This window comes from Mesorhizobium sp. CA12 (assembly GCF_020165255.1).
Lineage (GTDB): Bacteria > Pseudomonadota > Alphaproteobacteria > Rhizobiales > Rhizobiaceae > Mesorhizobium.
This window is the reverse complement of the sequence record NZ_JAIUHT010000001.1, coordinates 542,187-561,508: the sequence shown is the minus strand read 5'-3', so window position 1 is coordinate 561,508 and position 19,322 is coordinate 542,187. Positions and strand designations below refer to the sequence as shown.

Below are 19,322 nucleotides of genomic sequence, written 5' to 3'. Positions count from 1 at the left end.
TCACATGACGTCATCGCTTTTCCAGCCGATCACCCTCGGCGGCCTCACCTTCCCCAACCGCATCGCGGTTGCCCCCATGTGCCAGTATTCGGCCGAGGACGGCTCGGCCAGCGATTGGCATCTCCATCACTGGATGAACTTGGCAATGTCGGGCGCCGGCATGGTGACCGTCGAGATGACCGATGTCGAGCGACGCGGGCGCATCTCGCATGGCTGCCTCGGCCTCTATTCGGACGACAACGAGGCGGCCGCGAAGCGTACGCTCGACGCCGCCAGACGCGTCGCCGCGCCCGCCACGAAATTCGGTGTCCAGCTTGCCCATGCCGGCCGCAAGGCCTCCAACCGCAAACCCTGGGAAGGCGGCGGTCCGCTGCAGCCGGGCGAAGATCCCTGGCAGACGGTTTCTGCCTCGGCCATCGCCTACGACACGGGCTGGAACGTGCCGCATGCGTTGGAGGAGGACGAGATCCTGGAGCTCATTGCACGTTTTGCGCAATCGGCCGTGCGCGCCGAACGGGCCGGCTTCGACTTTGCCGAACTGCACGCCGCGCATGGCTATCTGATCTTCCAGTTCCTCTCGCCGCTCTCCAACCAGCGTACCGACCGTTGGGGCGGGTCGCTGGAAAACCGCATGCGCTTCGCTCTCGAAATCGCCAGGGCGGTGAGAAAGGCCGTCCCGTCCATGATGCTGGGGGCGCGCCTTTCGGTTAAGGAATGGGTCGAAGGCGGTTTCGACATCGAGGACGCAATCGAAGTGGCCAAGGCGCTGAAGGCCGAGGGCATCGCCTATATCTGCTGCTCCAGCGGCGGCAATTCGCCCCTGCAGCAGGTGCCGCCCGGTCCCGGCTACCAGGTGCATCTGGCGGAGGCCGTGCGCAACGGCGCCGGCATTCCGACGCGCGCCGTGGGGCTGATCGACGATCCCAGCCAAGCCGAGGCGATCGTCGCCGACGGCCGTGCCGACATGGTGGCGCTGGCGCGCGCATTCCTCGCCGACCCGCGCTGGGGCTGGCGCGCGGCCGCCGCCTTCGGTGAGGAAATCCATCCTGCGCCGCAGCTGGCACGTTCGGTGACGACGATGCGGCATTGGGTGAAGGCCGCCGGCTAAAGCAATTCCAGGGAAAGTGTGACACGGTCAGCCTCGGCGGCTTCGCCGTGGCTTTCCGTCCGAATTGCGTCAAAACAAAACCGGAAATCGGCCGGGTCCTGAGACGTTTGGGCGCAGGATCCTCGCCACAACTGCAACCAATTTGGCCGCTTTACGTTGGCGGCCATGATGGACAACAAACCCTTTGAAAAGCCGGTGGTGGTCGAGCTCGGCCATGTCGGCAAATACCGCCAGATAAGCAGCACCCGCGAGGCCGCCGAGTGCCTGATGACCGTTTGGCCGCTCAATCGCGGCGATCGCCATCGTTATGCTCTCGACACTTGCCTCAAAGCGCTGGAAGGTTATCGTTCGACAGCGGACGCGCGTCGCGCCCTTGTCGAGGCAGCCAGGGAATCGGAAGTTCTGGTTCCCGAAGACAGGCTGCCCGACGGAAAGCTGCACTGAGCACGCTTCTTAACCGGAGGATTCCATGGCGAAGCTGACTTACAAGATCGTCGAGCATGATGGCGGCTGGGCCTACAAGGTCGGCTCGACATTTTCCGAGACTTTCCGCACGCACCAGGAGGCGCTGCGCGCCGCCGAGATCGCCTCGTCCGAACAGCAGGTTGCCGGTACCACCGACGGCATCCAATATGAGGACGCCGAAGGCACGTGGCACGACGAACTCGCCGACGGCCGCGACCGCCCGCAAACCGAAGTCTCCGACTAAGCGAGTTGGAACCGCCCCGCGACCGGCGAAGCCGGAAGGCCTCGCACCGGCCGCTGGTGGCTATGCGGCACTACTTACCGCAGTAGTTATCGTTGACGTTCTGTTGCGAGTTGGCATCCGGACCGGGTGTGTTGTGGGCGCACGGCCCCATGCCACCGGTATTCCCGTAGGTGGTCAGCCCGGAGCCGCCATTGATGCTGCCAGTGGTATAGGGATCTACCTGCTGCCTCGTGTCGGGACGATGATCGCGGTGCCACCACCACCAGTCATCGGATGACTGCGCCATGGCTGCGCCACCCATGGCCAGCACCAGCGCCGAAGCTGCAATGAGTCTTGTAATCATTGGATTCTCCATTCTCTTGATCGCCAAAAAAACGGGCGCCAAGGCCCTGGCGACACCAACGAAACCCTGGGTTGGGTGCGAAGGTTCCCCTGGAAATTCCGGGTAGGACAGAATGTCCGACACATTTGCGTGACGCCGCGTGAAGAGCCGCGAGCCCCCGCCAAGGTCAATTGCGGTCAATGCGCGAAAGCGCGCGCCGCGATACGCTGGACGAAGGCCACGACCCGTTCAGGGTCCGTAAATTGCGGCATGTGGCCCAGGCCTTCGATCCGCTCAAAGTCGAGGCCGTCGATCTTGTCCAGCATCGGTTGGCCATGGACCGCCTCGCCGATTACCTGGTCGCCGGTGCCGAACAGAATGCCTGCCGGCATCGCAATTTCGCGGTAAGACCGTTCGATTTCGCCAAGATCCCGTTCCACGGCCACGACGTCGGTGGACGTGGCGAAATAGTGGGAGGGACGCAGCCCCAGCCATCCGCCGCCGCCGATCATGTAGTCTGCCGGAACCGCTTGCGGCGCGAAAATGAACTGCAGCGTCGGCTGCGCGTAACGGAGGCTGAGCGGTATCGCCACCGTATAGGCCAGGACGCGGCGCAGCAGCCGTGACGGAACATAGAGCAGGTCAAATCTCTGACGCCCCCTCGCTTCCAGATGCGTCAGTGGCGAGAGCAGCGCAATGCCGGAAATCGCGGTCGGATGCCCGGTCGCCAGCGCAAGCGCAACGGCCCCGCCGAGCGAATGGCCGACGACCAAAGGCCGCTCCAGGCGCAATTCCTCTATGAAGCGCCGCACGATGTCAGCCTGCTCGGGCAGCCGGCCGGTGGCCCCGGTTGCCCGAACTGAATAGCCCGACCCCGGCCGGTCGAGGGCGATCAGCCGGTAGCCAGGACCGAAGCGGCCGAACAGCGTCTGGCGGAAGTGGTGGAGTTGAGCGCCCAGCCCGTGCACAAAGACGATCGGCCTGCCGTCGCCCTCTTCCACATAGTGGATGCGGTTGCCGTCGATCTCGACGAATTTGCCGCAAGCCGGCACCAGTCTTTCGGCCTTTGCCGCAATCCGCCAGGTCGCAACTGTCACGGCCAGCACGGCAAGCGCCGCCGCGATGAGTAAGCCGACGAGCAACCACAGGACAAACGACATCAGCATGTTTTCACCCCAGCCGACCGACCGCACCATATCCGCAACGGCCGCCGCCACAAGCACTGATCCGGCTTTCGCATTGCGGCCGGCCGCGGGCCGCGTTATCTCAGGCGACCTTTGCTGCCGGAGCCCGCCATGCCTGAAATCGTCACCGCCGCCATGCTCGTCATCGGCGACGAAATCCTCTCCGGCCGCACCAAGGACAAGAACATCGGCCATCTCGCCGATATCATGACGGCGATCGGCATCGACCTGAAGGAAGTGCGCATCGTCCCTGACGAGGAAGACGAGATCGTTGCGGCGGTGAACGCCTCGCGTGCCCGCTACACCTACGTCTTTACCACCGGCGGCATCGGCCCGACGCATGACGACATCACCGCCGACTCCATCGCCAAGGCCTTTGGCGTGCCTTGCGAATACGACGCCAAGGCCTATGCGCTGCTCGAAGCAAGCTATGCCGGGCGCGGCATTGAGTTCACCGAAGCGCGCAAGCGCATGGCGCGCATGCCGCGCGGCGCCGACCATATCGACAATCCCGTCTCGGTCGCGCCGGGCTTCCGCATCGGCAACGTCCATGTCATGGCCGGCGTGCCGTCGATCTTCCAGGCCATGCTCGACAATGTGGTGCCGACGCTCAAGGCGGGCACCAAAATGTTGTCGGCCACGGTGCACTGTCCCTTCGGCGAGGGCCTGATCGGCGGGCCGCTGGCCGAGATCCAGAAGGCGCATCCAGGCACCATCATCGGCTCCTATCCCAAATATGGCGACGGCAAGTTCTGGACCGAGCTCGTTGTCCGCGCCCGCAGCGAGGAAGCGCTCGAGGCCGCGCGCAAGGACGTCGAGGCGATGGTGGCGGGCTTGGCCGAGGCAGGCTGATCCGCGGCTGGAACCAGTCAATGCGCTGAGGCGTTCCCTTGCCGCGCAGATGCGCGGGGTAAACAATTGAGGGACCAGCCATGCGCTTCAAGACGATCGTGGCCATTTTGCAGAACGAACAGGACGCCGAGCGCGTTCTCGATTGCGCCCTTCCGCTTGCCGAAAGATTCGAGAGCCATCTCGTCGGCATCCATGCCGAGGCGCTTCCCGTGCCCTACACATCGGCCACGGGCTTTCCCGACACCGAATTCCTGCAGGTCTCGGCCGAGATGAACAAGGAGCGCGCCGACAAATTGCAGGCCTATTTCCTCAAGCGGATCGAGGAATCCGGCCTCTCCTTCGAATGGCGAAGCCTGGAGAGCTTTTCCGGCGACAGCGCGCTGACCGGCATATCGAGCGTGCGCGCCGCCGATCTGATCATCGCCGCGCAGCGTGACACCGGCGGCGATCCGAGCGCCGATGTCGACACGCTGGTCTACGATGCCGGCCGGCCGGTGCTGGTCGTGCCGCATGACGGCCCGCTGGTGACAACCTTCAGGCGTGTGTTGCTGGCCTGGAACGGCAGCAAGGAAGCGGCCCGCGCGGCCTTCGACGCCCTGCCCTTCATTGCCGAGGCCGACAAGACCGACATTCTCGTCATCGATCCGCCCGAGAGCCTGGACGAATCCCCCGAGGCGGCCGGCGCCGAGATCGCGGCCGCCCTGTCGCGCCACGGCGCCAATGTCAGCGTCTCGGTGCAGAAGTCGGATGGCTCGGCAATCGACGATATCATCCAGTCGAGGATGGCCGAATCCGGCACCGACCTGCTCGTGCTCGGCGCCTACAGCCACTCCTGGCTGCGCCAGCTCCTGTTCGGCGGCGTTACCCGCACGGTACTGCGCAGCACGAATGTAGCCGCTTTCCTGTCGCGGTGACGCCGGAGCAACTCCGGGAAAAGCGTGACACGGTTCTCCGTCCGCGATGATATCTCAGTCGCGCTCTCGAAACGGAGGTCCACCGGTCTCCCGCGGAAGATCGTCGGAAATTCAGGTCGAGGGCCGTCCCACCTGCCGTGGTCAAACATCATCCGGGGACGTCCATCCGCTGTCCCTTGCCAAGAGCAAGGCTTTCCAGCTAATTCCGCCTGCATTCCATTGTTTCTGCGCGCTGATGGCGCGCGCTTGCGGAGTGCGCGAACATGTCCCTTCCCGAAAAAGCCTTTCCCGTCTCCTGGGACCAGTTCCACCGCGACGCCCGCGCGCTTTCCTGGCGGCTGTCCGGCGCCAACAAGGGACAATGGAAAGCGATCGTCTGCATCACGCGCGGCGGCCTGGTGCCCGCCGCCATCATCGCGCGCGAACTCGGCATCCGCGTCATCGAGACGGTGTGCGTCGCCTCCTATCATGACTACACCAGCCAGGGTCAGTTGCAGGTCCTGAAAGAGATTTCGCCTCCGCTGCTCGCCGATGACGGAGCCGGCGTGCTGATCATCGACGACCTGACCGACACCGGAAAAACGGCCGGCATAGTGCGCGCGATGATGCCGAAGGCGCATTTCGCGACGGTCTATGCCAAGCCGAAGGGCCGTCCGCTGGTCGACACATTCGTCACTGAGGTCAGTCAGGACACCTGGATCTACTTCCCGTGGGACATGGGCTTCACTTACCAGAAGCCGATCGCGGACGATCACGCCGGCTGAACGGCCATTTTGTTTTCCAGAGAATCTGCCTCAAACTTGGGTCGTGTAGTCGTACCAAGGAGCACGACTACTTTGCAGGATTGACTTTTTCTGGTGAGATTTTCCGACGGAGTGAAGTTTTTTACTTTTAAAGCTCATAATTCGCCGTAAGATTCGTAAGGTGGCAAACGATTCTGGAGGCTGGGGCAGCTTCTTACCATGTTGACGAGGCCGACGACGCACAACCAAATGGCCGAAAGAGTCAGGCGGCTCTTCGGCGTTGCGCCTTGTCGCCTGCAGGTTGCCGCCTTGCCTTGGCGCGAGAGTGAGAACGGCGTCGAGATCATGCTGATCACCAGCCGCGACACCGGTCGCTGGGTGCTGCCCAAGGGTTGGCCGGAGGCCAGGGAACCGCTTTGCGAAGCCGCCGCTCGCGAAGCAGGCGAGGAAGCCGGACTGCGCGGCTCCATATCGCATGTTGAAGCCGGCCGCTATTTCTACGCCAAAGTCCTCGCCTCCGGCGAGGAAGTGCCTTGCGAGGTACTGGTCTTTCCGCTGCATGTCGACCGCGTCGCGGACCGCTGGAAAGAGAAGCGCGCGCGAACGCGTAAATGGGTTGGCCCGAACGAAGCCATCCGGATGGTCAACGAACCCGACCTTTGCCAGATCATTGCCGGCTTCTGCGCCGCGCCGCGCAAGTTCGCCTGACCCGCTCAGGCAAGGCCAAAATCGTCGGAACTGAGCCGGGTCCAACGATCGCCCATCAACCCGCCGATGAAAATGTCGCCGGAGCGGACCGCTTCGATGACCTCGGCGATGCGCGAGCGGACCATCGTGCCCCCGGCATAGCGGAAGAAGACGTCCTTGTGGCCGAAGAGTTGCGGCATGAACCGGTTCTGCGTCTGCCCGGCGATGCCGACGCAGCCCATCTCCCGCGCAGCCGCGATGAGGCCGTCCAGTGTCGCTCCCCAGTGGGATCCGGACGCCTGGATTTGCAATAGGTTCGCGATGCCGCCGGCCTGGCCGTAGAAGGCGTAGCAGCCCAGCATCCTGCCCGTTTCGTCGTAAGTCCCGCCGAAATGAAGTGGCCCGTCGGCCCGCTTCTCGGCCGCCAGCGCGAGCAGCCGCGGCAACTCCTCGCCCTTCCAACTCGGCCGAAGGGAGTAATCGGTCATGAGGGCAGGCAGTTGCTCCGCAAATCGGGCCGCATCGATCGGCTCCCGGTGGATCCGTTGGGATGACGGATGCTGGGCCGATGGCTCGAATCTTCTTCTTGCAAGAGCGTCGAACGCTCTCGCGCAAGGATCGAGCGCCAGGCGAGGCAGCCCGGGCCATTTACGGCGCAGCACGGCAGCGGCCATGGCGCCCGGCCGGAAAATGCAGGTCCACTCCAGGCAATGCACCGGCAGCAGCTGATACTTCATCGGACGCGCGAACGCCAAGGATGTCCGGTTGGCGGAATCGGTCAGGTACAGGTCGAATTCACCCTGATGCAGGGCACGCAGCAATTGCGGGCCGGCCCAACCGTGATCGATGCTGGAGTCGGTCATGAAGGGACCGATGATGGCCGCGCTCAATGCCCTTCCATTGAGCTCATAGCGGGCTTTCAGAACGCCCATGAAGCCACCCAAGCGGCCCTGCGGATTGATCTGGACAAGAGCCTTGCTCTCATCCCCGTCCAGGTAAAGCCCCCTCATATAGTCCGCCGTCTGCGCGATCGCGCGATCGCGCTGGCGGCGACGATGGCGAAACTTCATCAGGAACAGCGCGGCGACCTGCTCGAGATCCTCGGCGGTTAAAGGCCGAACCGAGCCATGCTGGGATTCCAGTGGCGCAACCACCTGTCCCGGACTCGCGGAAACAAGATTCATCGTGATTGCCTATACGAAAGCGCTAAAGGCGGTCGTGCTTCTCAAAGGAAATCTCCGCCTGGTCGGCTTCCTGCGAAAAAATCCTATAGGCCTTCTTCTGCCATGTCTCATTTTCTTTTCTGTAAATACATTAAAATCATTGTCTGAATGTACGTGAGTACCTAAAAACTAAAATAGAATTTCCTAAAAATTTCAATATATATAAAGTAATTTGAAAAACATATTGAACCCCTTTAACCGCATGACGGGAGAGCGGTTGCAACCGCGTTGCGGCTGATGACGCCCGCCAAGCCGGGCGCCATCCTTTCCTCAGGCGACGAGGCCCTTGGTTAGCTCGAGCGCCTGACGCTCGAACAGCCGCCGGTAGATGCCGCCGTTCAGCCGGATCAGCTCGTCATGCGAACCTTCCTCGGCAATACGCCCGCGATCGAAGACCAGCAGCCGGTCGAGCGCGCGCACCGTCGAGAGCCGGTGCGCGATCACCAGGGTCGTGCGCCCAACCATCAACCGCTCCATAGCCTTCTGGATCAGCACCTCCGATTCCGAATCGAGGCTCGATGTCGCCTCGTCCAGGATCAGGATGCGCGCGTCAGCCAGGAAGGCGCGGGCGATCGCCACACGTTGACGCTCGCCGCCCGACAACTTCACGCCACGCTCGCCGACCAGGGTTCCATAGCCCTTGGGCAGACTGGTGATGAAATCATGCGCGCTCGCGAGTTTGGCCGCATGCTCGATCTCGGCCTGGCTGGCGCCGGGCCTGGCATAGGCAATGTTCTCGGCGAGCGACCGGTGGAACAGGATCGGCTCCTGCTGGACGATGGCGATCTGGCTGCGCAACGAAGCCTGCTCGACCTGCGAGATGTCCTGCCCGTCGATCAGAATCCGCCCGGCATTCACATCATAAAGCCGCTGGATCAGCTTGACGAAGGTCGTCTTGCCCGACCCCGAATGCCCGACCAGTCCGATGCGCTCGCCGGCCGCGATATCGACCGAGAAATCGCGGTAGAGCGGCAGAAGGTGGGTGCCGTAGTGGAACGTCACCTTGTCGAAGGCGATGTGCCCGTCGCTGATCCGGATCGGCCGAGCGCCGGGCCGGTCCTCGATGCCGAGCGGCTCGGACTGGAAGTCGACCAGTTCCTCCATGTCGTTGATCGAGCGCTGCAGGTTGCGGATATGCGTGCCGATGTCGCGCAGATAGCCCTGCAGCACGAAAAACGAGGTCAGCACGAAAGCAACGTCGCCGGCGCTCGCCTGGCCCCAGGCCCACAACATCAGGGCAAGACCGATCACCGCCGCCCGCATCAGCAGCAGCAGCACCCCTTGTGTGGTGCCGTTGGCAGTGCCGCGCATCCAGGTGCGGCCGGTGCGCAGGCGCCATTTGGCGACAACGCGCGCCAGCCGCGCTTCCTCGCGTGCCTCCGCGCCGAAGCCCTTGACGACGGCGTTGCAGCTCACCGCGTCTGCCAGCGAGCCGCCCAGCCGCGTGTCCCAGCTGTTGGCGAGCCGTGCGGCAGGCGCGACATAGCCGAGCGACAGCATCGCCGTGACGGCGATGAACAGCACCGAACCGGCGGCCACCACGGCCCCCATCAACGGCCAGAACCAGCCGAGCAGCAGCGTGGAGCCGACGAGCATGACGACCGACGGCAGCAGCGCGATCAGGATCGTGTCGTTGAGCAGGTCCAACGCCCACATGCCGCGCGTTATCTTACGCACCGTCGATCCGGCAAAGCTGTTGGCGTGCCAGTCCGTCGAGAAGCGCTGCACCCGATGGAAGGCATCGGCCGCAATGTCCGACATCATCTTCAGCGTCAACTCGACGATGCACAGGAACGCGACATTGCGCAGCACGACACCGGCCAGCGCCAGCGCGATCAAGGTCGAGAACGCCGTCATCGCCGCATTCCAGGCGACTGCGTCGGTTCCGGCGCCGCTGGCGACGGCATCGACCAGGCGGCCGGAATAGAAGGGTGTCAGCACGTCGGCGAGCGTCGAGAGCAGGAAGGCGCCCATGATGAGCGAAAGCCGCCACGGCTGGTGGCGCCAGTGGCTAAACGTAAAGCCAAGCACGCTGCGAAAGGCGCTTGCGCGCAGGTCGATCTTGAAACGAGCCATGATGTCATACGGGCGCAAACGAGCCCGGTCCCGGTAAAAAATCGAATTGGAAAACCCGCGTCCGCGCCCTGCGGCGTCCCTGAAAGCGGGAGGTTCAATATGGTAGGCCGCCTGCGCTGAGGCGGCGACCGGCAGCGTCAGATGCCTGGTCCACGTCTGGCTCTCCGAGAAACCCTCGGAGCGCCAACGCCGACCTAGGCCTCGCGGCCTCGCACAACGATGTCAAATCCTGCCATACGGTCCTCCCGGAAGGGAATCGCGGAAAGGTTGTTATAGGCAGGCATCAGCCGATCGCCAAGTCGGCCCGTCGCCAAAACGACATCTGGTCCAAGCACTGCGACGAATTTGCAACAACGGCGGGTTGTGGCCGGCCTCAGGCAACGGGTGAGCGATCCAGTCGCATGTAACGCCCTTCCGCCCGGAATCCGAACTTCTGGTAGAGGCCGTGAGCGTCGCTGGTCGTCAGGCTCCAATGAGAAACGGTCTTCATATCGGGATGATCGAGGAGCGCCTGCACAAGCCGCTTGCCGATGCCATGCCCACGACGCTCCGGCCAGACGATGACGTCGGCAAGATAGGCAAAGACCGTGTAATCGGTGATCGCGCGGGCGAAGCCGACCTGCTCGCCGCCATGATAGGCGCCGACGCAAAGCGAGTTGTCGAAGGCGCGGCGGTTGGCCTCGTCGGTGCGGGACGCACCCCAATAGCTTTGCATGAGCAGATCGGAGGTCACGCGGAAATCGATCCGCGACAGGTCGAAACTGATTTCAACGTCGTGCATGCGAAGGCTAGCCGCGGTCCCGGAACCGGTTGGTGATCGGATAGCGACGGTCGCGGCCGAAATTCTTCTTGGTGATCTTCACGCCGGGCGCCGCCTGGCGGCGTTTGTATTCGGCGATGTAGAGCAGGTGCTCGACACGTGTCACCGTGGCGCGGTCGTGGCCGCGCGCGACGATGTCGTCGACGCTCATCTCGTTCTCCACCAGGCATTCCAGGATGTCGTCCAGCACCGGATAGGGCGGCAGCGAATCCTGGTCGGTCTGGTTCTCGCGCAGCTCCGCCGACGGCGCCTTGTCGATGATGTTCTTCGGGATGACCTCCCCCGACGGCCCAAGCGCGCCCGGCGGCACATGCGAATTGCGCCAGCGCGACAGCGCATAGACCTGCATCTTGTAGAGATCCTTGATCGGATTGAAGCCGCCATTCATGTCGCCGTAGAGCGTGGCGTAGCCGACCGACATCTCGCTCTTGTTGCCCGTGGTGACCACCATCGAGCCGAACTTGTTGGAGATTGCCATCAGGATCGTGCCGCGGGCGCGGCTCTGCAGGTTCTCCTCGGTGATACCTTCCTGGGTACCCTCGAAGAGCTGGGTCAGCGCGTGCCTGAAGCCTTCGACTGGCTCGGAGATCGGCACGATGTCATAGCGGCAGCCAAGCGCGCGCGCGCAGTCCTCGGCGTCCTTCAGCGAATCCTTCGACGTATAGCGGTAGGGCATCATGACGGTGCGCAGCCGCTCTTCGCCCAGCGCATCGACGGCCAAAGCGGCGCAGATCGCCGAGTCGATGCCGCCGGAGAGGCCGAGCACCACGTTCTTGAAACCGTTCTTGTTGACGTAGTCGCGCAGACCCAGCATGCAGGCCCGGTAGTCGGCCTCTTCGCGCTCGGGGATCTTCGACATCGGGCCTTCCGAGCAGACCCAATGATCGCCTTTCCGTTTCCAGGTGGTGACGGCGACCGCCTCCTCGAACTGGCTCATCTGGAAGGCCAGCGTCTTGTCGGCCCCGATGGCGAACGAGGCGCCGTCGAAGATCAGCTCGTCCTGGCCGCCGAGCTGGTTGGCATAGATCATCGGCAGGCCGGTCTCGATGACCTGGCGGATGACGACCTGGTGGCGAACGTCGATCTTGGCGCGATAGTAGGGGGAGCCGTTCGGCACCAGCAGGATCTCGGCGCCGCTTTCGGCAAGCGTCTCGCACACGGCGATGTCGCCCCAGATGTCCTCGCAGATCGGAATGCCGATGCGCACGCCGCGGAAGTTGACCGGACCCTGCAGTTCCGGCCCGGCCTGGAAGACGCGCTTCTCATCGAATTCGCCATAATTCGGCAGGTCGAGCTTGTAGCGCTCGGCGATGATCTTGCCGCCGTCGGCGAAGACGATCGAGTTATGCGTGCCGGTCCGGCGCTTCAGCGGCGTGCCGACGATGACGCCCGGCCCGCCATCGGCGGTGTCCTCGGCGAGGTCCTGCGCCGCCTTCTCGCAAGCCTTCAGGAAGGAAGGCTTCAGCACCAGGTCTTCCGGCGGATAGCCGGCGAGGAAGAGCTCGGTGTAGAGCACCAGATCGGCGCCCTGGCGCGCCGCGTCCGCCCTCGCCTCGCGCGCTTTTGCCAGATTGCCGGCGACGTCGCCGACGGTCGGGTTGAGCTGGGCGACGGCAATGCGCAGGATATCGGGAGCGGTCTTGGTCATGCTACGGATTTAGCGTGGCTGAAATCGCCCCGCAATGGCGTTTGGTTGTGCCACTTGGGACATAATCGGCAGAGCCGACTATCTCCCTGATCGATCGACGGACGTCGATCGATCCCAACCACCTAGTCGCCCATATATTCGCGCAGCGCCTCCGCCGAGCGGTTCTCGCCGATCGACATCGCCAGGATGCGCGAGATGTGGCGGCGCGGCAGGCCGGTCTCGGCCGACCATTGGTTGATCTGCGCCTGGATCTTGTCGAGGTCCCGCTTCGAGGTCGGGTTTTCGGCGATGTCGAGGCCGGCATCGCGCAATGCCGCCACCATGTCGGTAGAGACGACAAACGTGTCCCATTCGAGCCAGCGCAGGAAATACTGGCCGGTGTTGCCGCCGAGCCGGCTGCCATGCTTGGCGAGATACGCGGTCAGGCCGACCTGATCGTCCGCGGGCCAGGAGGCGATGAATTTGCCGAAGCTGCCATTCTCCTTCGAGACGCGATCGACGAAGGCGGCGTTGTCGCGCACCGACTTGATCTTCTGCGGGTTGCGCACGATGCGGCTGTCGGATGCAAGCTCGTGCCAGAAGTCGTCCGGCTGGAACAGAAGCCGCTTCGGCTCGAAGCCGAGGAATGCCTCCTCGAAACCCGGCCATTTCTGCTCAATGACGCGCCACACGAAGCCTGCGGCGAAGATGCGCTCGGCCATGGTCGAGAGAATGCGATCATCGGGGACTTTCGCCACCGCCGCATTGTCGGGCTTGGGGCCAAGCAGTGGAGCGAGCACCGCCTCCCCGCCCTTTCGCTTTGCCGCCCGTGCATGGATTTTCTGGAAATCGAGCATCTTTGTCCTCGCCTGTTCGCCGCAATCTAGCACTTCACGTCCGGCCCGGCAGCCTCTACCTCTATCGACGCCCGGCCGAAGGAGAGGACAAATGAACAAGATCGTCGAAGACATGGCGAACCGCCTGCTCAAGCGAAAGCCGGACGGTTTCGGTCCGCTCGAGAGCCGCGTGCTCCAGTCGACGCTCGAGCGCACCACCATCACCCGCGACACCAACAAGGCCGTGGCCTTCCACGAGACCTATGGCGACCGTATTGCCGACACCATCGCCAGGATCGGCGGCTCCTGGTCCTTCATCCTGAGCTTCCTGGCCTTTCTTGTTGTCTGGACTGCCGGCAACGCCTGGCTGCTCACCCGCGACGCCTTCGATCCCTACCCTTTCATCTTCCTCAACCTTGTTCTGTCGATGCTGGCGGCGATCCAGGCGCCGGTGATCATGATGTCGCAGAACCGCCAGACCGAGCGCGACCGCATCGACGCCGCCCATGACTACGAGGTCAATCTGAAGGCCGAGATCGAGATCATGGCCCTGCATGAAAAACTCGACGAGCTTCGCCATAGCGAGATCATCGGCATGCGTGACGAAATCCTGCGCATGGCCGAGCAGATCAGGCGCATTGACGAAAAACTGTCCGCGCGGCCCGCAACGGAATGAGCGAGACCATCCATCGCCTCATCGAGCAATACGGGCTGATCGCGGTCTTCCTGGGTTGCGTGGCCGAAGGCGAAAGCGCGGCGATCCTGGGCGGCTTCTTCGCTCATCAGCATGTTTTCGTGCTCTGGCAGACTTTCTTTGCCGCCTTCCTCGGCGCCTTCGCCGGCGACACGTTCTTCTTCACCATGGGGCGCAGCTTCGCCGAACATCGCTATGTGAGACTGTTGCGCAGGCGTCCGGGCTTCAGCCGCGCCTATCGCCTGCTCAACACCCATCCCAACATTTTCGTGCTGACCAACCGCTATATCTACGGCATGCGCCTGGTCGGCGGCGTCGCCGCCGGCCTATCGACCGTGTCCATGCCGCGTTTCGTCATCCTGAATGCTATCTCGTCCGCGGTCTGGTCGGCCCTGTTCAGCGGCATCGGCTATGTCTTCGGCCTGGGCGCGGAGGAAATCGTGGGCCAGGCGTTTGCTCGCCATCAGCGCCTGCTCATCGCCCTCGGCGTCGGCATCGTTATCGCCGTGGTCGCCTGGTTGGTAGGCCATCACTTCGCGAAGCGCGAACGCGCCAGGGAAGACCAGGCAGGATCTTGATCAATCCGCGAGGATCAGATCGGCGCGCCGACAAGGCGTTCGATGAGGGCGATACCCCAGACGCCGCCGGCGATCACGATCGAAATCAGCACGGCCAGCGAACCGCAGTCCTTGGCAAGTTGGATGTCGATGTGGAATTCGCGCGAGATTGCGTCGCAGGCCGCCTCGATGCCGGTGTTGAGCACTTCGACCATGATCAGGAGCAGCACAGCACCGATCAGCAGGGCATAGCCGCGCCAGGAAACCGAGATGAACCAGCCGGCCGGCAAGGCGAGCGCCAGCAACAGCAATTCCTGCTGGAACGCCTTTTCGTGGGCGGCCAACTTGCGGAAGGCCCGCACTGAATTGATGAAAGCATCGATCAGCCGCTGCATTCCTCTGCCCCTTTGCGAGTCACCGGCAGGGGATATCGCAATGGTGGGATCAAGGGAATAAGGCAGCCGCTGCAAAATTCATCCGCCCGCGACCTTTATCGACGGCGCCGATTTCTCGAACTGCGGCAACCCGTCCTCGATCGAATAATAATCGCCCTTGTCGCCGACGAAGATGTGGCATTCGCCCCGAAGCCCGCTCGGTTCCTCGAATGAACCAGCCATAACCGAAACATATGCATCGCCTTTCGGCTTCCAGAACAGCACCGAGCCGCATGTCTTGCAAAAGCCACGCTTGGCGAAGTCGGATGCCTCATACCAGGTGAGATTTTCCATGCCTTCGATAACGATGTCGGCGTCCGCTACATTGGTTGCGGCGTAGAAATGGCCGCTCTGCTTGCGGCATTGTGAACAATGGCAATAAATCACGCCGCGTAGCGGGCCCTTCGTTCTGAAACGCACCGCCCCGCACAGGCACGATCCGCTATGATTGTCGTCCATTCCGGCCTCCTTCGACGTCGTCTGCACCGTTCATTGCCGGATGTAGAATTTCAGTTTTGAGATGACCGGGCACCGGAAAATGCGACACCGAAGCGACGCGTTTCAGAAGCTGCCCCTGCACCGCTTTGCATCCTGTGGTAGCAAGGACAATGAGGAAATGCAGGCTATTAAGGAAACTTTAGCGTGGAGCCCCTGAGTCGTAAGGGCTCGCGCTCAATAAGTGCCATAGTAAGTCACAGCAAGGTCTAGCAGCGGTTTTTGGCTTGCTCGCGCTCCCGTCCCGCTCCTCTTCCAAGCACCTGCTAATATGAAACCCGATCCGGATTTAATGTTGCGCCGTTCTCATCTGACGAGGGTGAAGAGAAAACACAGCACGGGCGCCAGACAACGATGAAGAGACCATCCGGTTGAAGCGGGAATTGCGGAGACATTGGACTGGCACATTGCCCATGACCCTAAGCGCGATGTCGAAGAATATCTCAGAGCATGGCGGGAGAACTGGGCGAAATCAGATGACGATGATCTGTAGAGCCCTCGGCTACTTCCAAGGACCATTGATCAGCAGCAGCACCGCAAAGGTGCCCCATGCCACGATGTTCACTACCCAAATGCACCACCCAATAAGACGGGTTTTCAGGTACTGGGGAAGTGGGAACTGCATGCTTGTCCCATCCAACTCATCCGCCGACATCCGAAAGCGTTTCTTTGTCGACGCCCCAAAATAAGAACTCGAATAGTCCCCCAATGACCAAAAATGCACGACCAGCTCATGGTTCGGCGCTATGTCCCCGATCAACAGTGGCTTACCTGTTTTGACTTCCAGCAAGTCATGGCTGTCATCAATCTGATACACCCGTATAAATCGTCCACCACCACACTAACGTTTGTTAGCTTCTTTTTACTGGCGTTTCGCAAGCTAAGCGATGTATACGTTTTGATGCTCGCATAGCTCAAAAGCGCACTGCGTTCAGCGTTGTGTTCTTCTTCGTAGCGGAGAGTGTTTCTCACGTAATCGGCCACGATCCTTGAGACAAGTTGACTCGATTTTGCGGCCGAAATCCTCACTTTCGCCTGCAACCGCAAACGAGAATCAAAGACGTACTTCTTTATTAGCGGCGCAATTGCAACTCTCGTCAGCAGGCCTAGGACTGCAAACACTATCTGGATACTGCTCATTCGTGTTGGCCCGTGATGTCAGGCCGATATAAGTCACGAATTTTCCTCATCGAATCAATGAATACCCCCAAAGCGCCAGCACACGACAATATACGAAATGGCGATCATTGCGTAGGCGAATTGAAGGCCTGCCGCCGGATCGATCCGCCCTGCACAAGCTCCCGCCGCGCCCTGCACGACTCTCGCCGCATCTATTGCAGGAAGAAAGAAGCGAGACATACAAACAGTGCAGCCGCACAGTACGCCACGGCTAATGTGGCAGCGACCCATGCGCCGATGACCAGAACCCAAGCGATAAAACCGGCCAGCCGCCATTGAAACATTTCGTCACGAGCCAATGGAAAGTTCCATCCGGGTGGATAGAACAGCTCTTCTTCCTTGGCCTTCTTCGGACGCCTGTTGCCAATGCGTATGTATATGCGAATGGGAAAAAAAGATCGGAGCGGTTTGGTTTTTTCGTCGCTCATCATTCGATCCCACTTTGCCCACAGATCTTCTAGCACAGTTCCGTATGCAAGTGAGGACGACTCTGCTCACCGGCCAGCGAAGGCATAAAGCATACCGTCCAAATTCGTTTTGGCGAGGACTCGACCACATATAGCCGCCAAGATATTCATTGGGCCGCTGAATGCAAAGCGGATCAAGCAAGGAAATCGGTAGGTTCTTTCAGGGGATAATATATTCCAAGGATTGACTTGCGCTCGGCCAAGAAGCAGGGTTACGGTCCTGTCATTTTTTGGGGGTTGAACTATGGGGACAGATACGTGGCAAGCGGCGCGCGAACCAACAAGACCACCGCCGCAGAGCCCAAGACCACCATCACAGCCATCGCCAGCGCCGACCCGGCAATCACCCGGGACTGTGAAGAACAATCCGGCCCCGGCGCCGCATCCGAACCCAAGGCCGACGAAGAGGGGGTAACCCTAAACTGCCTCATGAACGCGCGCTATCACAGCGCGCGCGAGGCATTTCTGGACGCCGTGCATCGGTGGTTCATGTTCGGTGTGATCATCAGCGGCGCCGGAGCGGTCTCCGGGCTTTTTGAGGAAGCAATTCCAAATTTCAATATAATCTGTGGCGTGGTAGCAGCGGTCTTAGGAGCCGCTGACCTAGCGTTCGATCTGTCGAACAGGGCGCGAATGCATGCGCTTATGAAGCGCCGCTATTTCGAACTGCTTTCTGACCTCCGTGACGGCCAGAAAACAATCTCTCAGGCGGAAGCTTGCACGCATCGCTACAGCGCGGATGAGGAACCCGCTTACAACGCCTTGTTGATGGCATCGTGGAACGCTGCTCAGCAAAGTGTTTACGGGGAGCGAGCAGCGTTGCTGGACATTCCTCGTTCGCACCGCTGGTTGCAAAACTTCTGGCGTTATGAAGGGACGGATTACTCCTACCGAGAGAGTCCCAAGCCATCGGACAATTGAACTCCGTCCCCATCACCCTCTGCATCACACTGGAGAGACAGGGCGGCGCGCCCTAGCGATTTTCTCAGTTTGCCTAAGCAGGCTTCAGTGCTGCCGGATCGCAAAACATTAGTGCGGCCAACCAAATTTGCACGCCATTTCAATACTTTGGCTTGTTGCTCTATGTTGCGCGATGTTGCTGGGTGTTCGTCCTTAAGGAAACTTTAGCAGGACTGCATTTATGGTTCCCACAAGCGATGGTCGTGTTGGGGACGCGCCGTCGCAATTCTGATTCAAATCCCCGCGTGAGCGAACGCCGGCGGTGGCAGGTCTCCGGTCGCACTGAAGGGGCAGTGAACAGACATGAAGCCGGCAGCCATTCCGACCGACAGGAATACCGACATCGCCAGCACCGTCGTGACGACGATGCGACAGCTCGGCGTGCTTGGCCTGCCGCGTAACTATGAAATCTTCTACGAGGCGCTCAGCAGCAGCAATCGCGAACTCAGCCTTGCCGTCGTCTCGTTGAGCAACCGCCCAACCCAGGAAGATCTCGACCGCATCGGACGGAGCTTCTTCCCGCAGCACCACGGCCCCGCCATTGTCGAGCACGCCCGTGAAGTGGTCGCCAAGGAGCTCGAGGACATCGCCGCCCTGTTGCGCAGCGAGCGCTCGCATATCGAGAAGTATGGCCGCATCCTCGACGAGACCTCGAGCGGCCTGAGCAATCGCAGCCTGCTTTCGCAAGAACTCCTGCAGAAGATCGCAGGCGCGATGTCGGCCGCCACCAGCTCGACGATCGACCATGGCCGTCAGATCGCCAGCACGCTCAGCGAAAAGACAGCCGAGCTTGAAAGCGTCAAGTCGAAGCTCGAGGAATACAAGCGGCTTGCCGACACCGACCCGCTTACGCAGCTGTGGAACCGCCGCGCCTTCGACAAGGAGATCACCCGGATCTACAACAGCAACCGCGGCATACTGTTCAACGCCTTGATCCTTGCCGATATCGATCATTTCAAGGACATAAACGATCGCTATGGCCACCCGGTCGGCGACAGGATCCTGCAGATCATCGCCGAGATCTTCCAGTCTAGCGTGCGTGCCGACATATTTGTCGCGCGCACTGGCGGCGAGGAGTTCGCGCTTATCGTCGAAGGCGCCAGCGAGGAAGCCACATACGAGATCGCCGAGCGCATCCGCGCGCTCGTCGAGCAGACCCCGTTCACCGGCAGCCAGACCGGCATGAACTACGGCACCGTTACCGTATCGATGGGCATCTGCATGGCCTCGGAGGCGGAAAACCCCGAGGATCTCTACACCAAGGCCGACCAGGCGCTTTACCGCTCCAAGGTCGGCGGCCGCAACCGTGTGACAAAGCACTCGGCCACGGTCAGCCGAGCTGGCAAAAGCTGGCTGCTTTACAAGAAAGACTGACACACCCCTTTCCAGGCGAATTTTTGTGGATTATATTTTCTACAGAAATGAAAGGGTGCGC

22 protein-coding genes are annotated in these 19,322 nt (G+C 61.5%); 11 read left to right on the top strand and 11 right to left on the bottom strand.

What is annotated here, in order from left to right:
- The first annotated feature begins 4 nt into the window (after window positions 1-4).
- The 3 genes from LB520_RS02635 (at window position 5) to LB520_RS02625 (ending at window position 1,817) form a co-directional block, all read left to right on the top strand.
- Complete coding sequence (locus LB520_RS02635; RefSeq protein ID WP_224636321.1) at window positions 5-1,108, top strand: NADH:flavin oxidoreductase/NADH oxidase; 1,104 nt, start codon at window positions 5-7, stop codon at window positions 1,106-1,108.
- A gap of 165 nt (window positions 1,109-1,273) precedes the next feature.
- Complete coding sequence (locus LB520_RS02630; RefSeq protein WP_095765138.1) at window positions 1,274-1,552, top strand: DUF982 domain-containing protein; 279 nt, start codon at window positions 1,274-1,276, stop codon at window positions 1,550-1,552.
- A 25-nt stretch (window positions 1,553-1,577) separates the two neighbouring features.
- The gene (locus tag LB520_RS02625) at window positions 1,578-1,817 is read left to right on the top strand and encodes a DUF2188 domain-containing protein (RefSeq protein WP_095765137.1); all 240 of its coding nucleotides are present in this window, start codon (window positions 1,578-1,580) and stop codon (window positions 1,815-1,817) included.
- Window positions 1,818-1,887: 70 nt separating this feature from the next.
- Here the strand turns inward: LB520_RS02625 and LB520_RS02620 are convergent, their stop codons facing one another.
- Entirely contained in the window at window positions 1,888-2,160 is a 273-nt protein-coding gene (locus LB520_RS02620) for a hypothetical protein (protein WP_224525477.1), read from the bottom strand.
- Between the two features lie 176 nt (window positions 2,161-2,336).
- On the bottom strand, window positions 2,337-3,356 hold the full coding sequence (locus LB520_RS02615) for an alpha/beta fold hydrolase (protein ID WP_224636320.1): 1,020 nt from the start codon (window positions 3,354-3,356) through the stop codon (window positions 2,337-2,339).
- A gap of 78 nt (window positions 3,357-3,434) precedes the next feature.
- On the opposite strand from LB520_RS02615, the gene LB520_RS02610 reads away from it, so the two are divergent.
- The 4 genes from LB520_RS02610 to LB520_RS02595 all read left to right on the top strand — a co-directional run bounded on the left by LB520_RS02610 (window position 3,435) and on the right by LB520_RS02595 (window position 6,540).
- The gene (locus tag LB520_RS02610) at window positions 3,435-4,175 is read left to right on the top strand and encodes a competence/damage-inducible protein A (RefSeq protein WP_224636319.1); all 741 of its coding nucleotides are present in this window, start codon (window positions 3,435-3,437) and stop codon (window positions 4,173-4,175) included.
- A gap of 80 nt (window positions 4,176-4,255) precedes the next feature.
- On the top strand, window positions 4,256-5,089 hold the full coding sequence (locus LB520_RS02605; protein ID WP_224525470.1) for a universal stress protein: 834 nt from the start codon (window positions 4,256-4,258) through the stop codon (window positions 5,087-5,089).
- A gap of 263 nt (window positions 5,090-5,352) precedes the next feature.
- Window positions 5,353-5,853 (top strand): xanthine phosphoribosyltransferase, encoded by a 501-nt coding sequence (gene gpt, locus LB520_RS02600; RefSeq protein ID WP_095765134.1) that lies wholly within the window; start codon window positions 5,353-5,355, stop codon window positions 5,851-5,853.
- A gap of 198 nt (window positions 5,854-6,051) precedes the next feature.
- On the top strand, window positions 6,052-6,540 hold the full coding sequence (locus tag LB520_RS02595; protein WP_224525466.1) for an NUDIX hydrolase: 489 nt from the start codon (window positions 6,052-6,054) through the stop codon (window positions 6,538-6,540).
- A 5-nt stretch (window positions 6,541-6,545) separates the two neighbouring features.
- On the opposite strand, the gene LB520_RS02590 is transcribed toward LB520_RS02595, so the two are convergent.
- From LB520_RS02590 to LB520_RS02570, 5 genes are all read right to left on the bottom strand, one after another.
- A complete protein-coding gene (locus LB520_RS02590) occupies window positions 6,546-7,703 on the bottom strand; it encodes a hypothetical protein (RefSeq protein ID WP_224636317.1) in 1,158 nt (385 codons plus the stop codon).
- A gap of 309 nt (window positions 7,704-8,012) precedes the next feature.
- Window positions 8,013-9,818, bottom strand: coding sequence for an ABC transporter ATP-binding protein (locus LB520_RS02585; protein ID WP_224636315.1), 1,806 nt, complete (start codon window positions 9,816-9,818; stop codon window positions 8,013-8,015).
- 373 nt (window positions 9,819-10,191) lie between these two features.
- Window positions 10,192-10,599 carry a GNAT family N-acetyltransferase gene (locus LB520_RS02580; RefSeq protein ID WP_224636314.1) on the bottom strand — a complete coding sequence of 136 codons (408 nt, stop codon included), beginning with the start codon at window positions 10,597-10,599 and terminating at the stop codon, window positions 10,192-10,194.
- A 7-nt stretch (window positions 10,600-10,606) separates the two neighbouring features.
- Window positions 10,607-12,286: an NAD+ synthase gene (locus LB520_RS02575; protein ID WP_224636313.1), complete on the bottom strand. Its 1,680-nt coding sequence runs from the start codon at window positions 12,284-12,286 to the stop codon at window positions 10,607-10,609.
- 122 nt (window positions 12,287-12,408) lie between these two features.
- Window positions 12,409-13,122 carry a DNA-3-methyladenine glycosylase I gene (locus LB520_RS02570; protein WP_224636312.1) on the bottom strand — a complete coding sequence of 238 codons (714 nt, stop codon included), beginning with the start codon at window positions 13,120-13,122 and terminating at the stop codon, window positions 12,409-12,411.
- Between the two features lie 91 nt (window positions 13,123-13,213).
- On the opposite strand from LB520_RS02570, the gene LB520_RS02565 reads away from it, so the two are divergent.
- A complete protein-coding gene (locus LB520_RS02565) occupies window positions 13,214-13,777 on the top strand; it encodes a DUF1003 domain-containing protein (protein ID WP_140840289.1) in 564 nt (187 codons plus the stop codon).
- Entirely contained in the window at window positions 13,774-14,373 is a 600-nt protein-coding gene (locus tag LB520_RS02560; protein WP_224636311.1) for a DedA family protein, read from the top strand. The genes LB520_RS02565 and LB520_RS02560 overlap by 4 nt, the downstream gene beginning before the upstream one ends.
- Window positions 14,374-14,387: 14 nt before the next feature.
- On the opposite strand, the gene LB520_RS02555 is transcribed toward LB520_RS02560, so the two are convergent.
- The 4 genes from LB520_RS02555 to LB520_RS02540 form a co-directional block, all read right to left on the bottom strand.
- Window positions 14,388-14,747: a diacylglycerol kinase gene (locus LB520_RS02555; protein WP_095765126.1), complete on the bottom strand. Its 360-nt coding sequence runs from the start codon at window positions 14,745-14,747 to the stop codon at window positions 14,388-14,390.
- A gap of 78 nt (window positions 14,748-14,825) precedes the next feature.
- On the bottom strand, window positions 14,826-15,245 hold the full coding sequence (locus tag LB520_RS02550) for a GFA family protein (protein ID WP_224543771.1): 420 nt from the start codon (window positions 15,243-15,245) through the stop codon (window positions 14,826-14,828).
- Window positions 15,246-15,783: 538 nt separating this feature from the next.
- Window positions 15,784-16,098: a hypothetical protein gene (locus LB520_RS02545; protein WP_224636310.1), complete on the bottom strand. Its 315-nt coding sequence runs from the start codon at window positions 16,096-16,098 to the stop codon at window positions 15,784-15,786.
- A 514-nt stretch (window positions 16,099-16,612) separates the two neighbouring features.
- A complete protein-coding gene (locus LB520_RS02540; RefSeq protein ID WP_224636309.1) occupies window positions 16,613-16,888 on the bottom strand; it encodes a hypothetical protein in 276 nt (91 codons plus the stop codon).
- Between the two features lie 297 nt (window positions 16,889-17,185).
- Here LB520_RS02540 and LB520_RS02535 point away from each other — a divergent pair, with 297 nt between their 5' ends.
- The gene (locus tag LB520_RS02535) at window positions 17,186-17,848 is read left to right on the top strand and encodes a hypothetical protein (RefSeq protein WP_224636308.1); all 663 of its coding nucleotides are present in this window, start codon (window positions 17,186-17,188) and stop codon (window positions 17,846-17,848) included.
- Between the two features lie 342 nt (window positions 17,849-18,190).
- Window positions 18,191-19,261: a GGDEF domain-containing protein gene (locus tag LB520_RS02530; protein ID WP_095765125.1), complete on the top strand. Its 1,071-nt coding sequence runs from the start codon at window positions 18,191-18,193 to the stop codon at window positions 19,259-19,261.
- Window positions 19,262-19,322 lie beyond the last annotated feature (61 nt).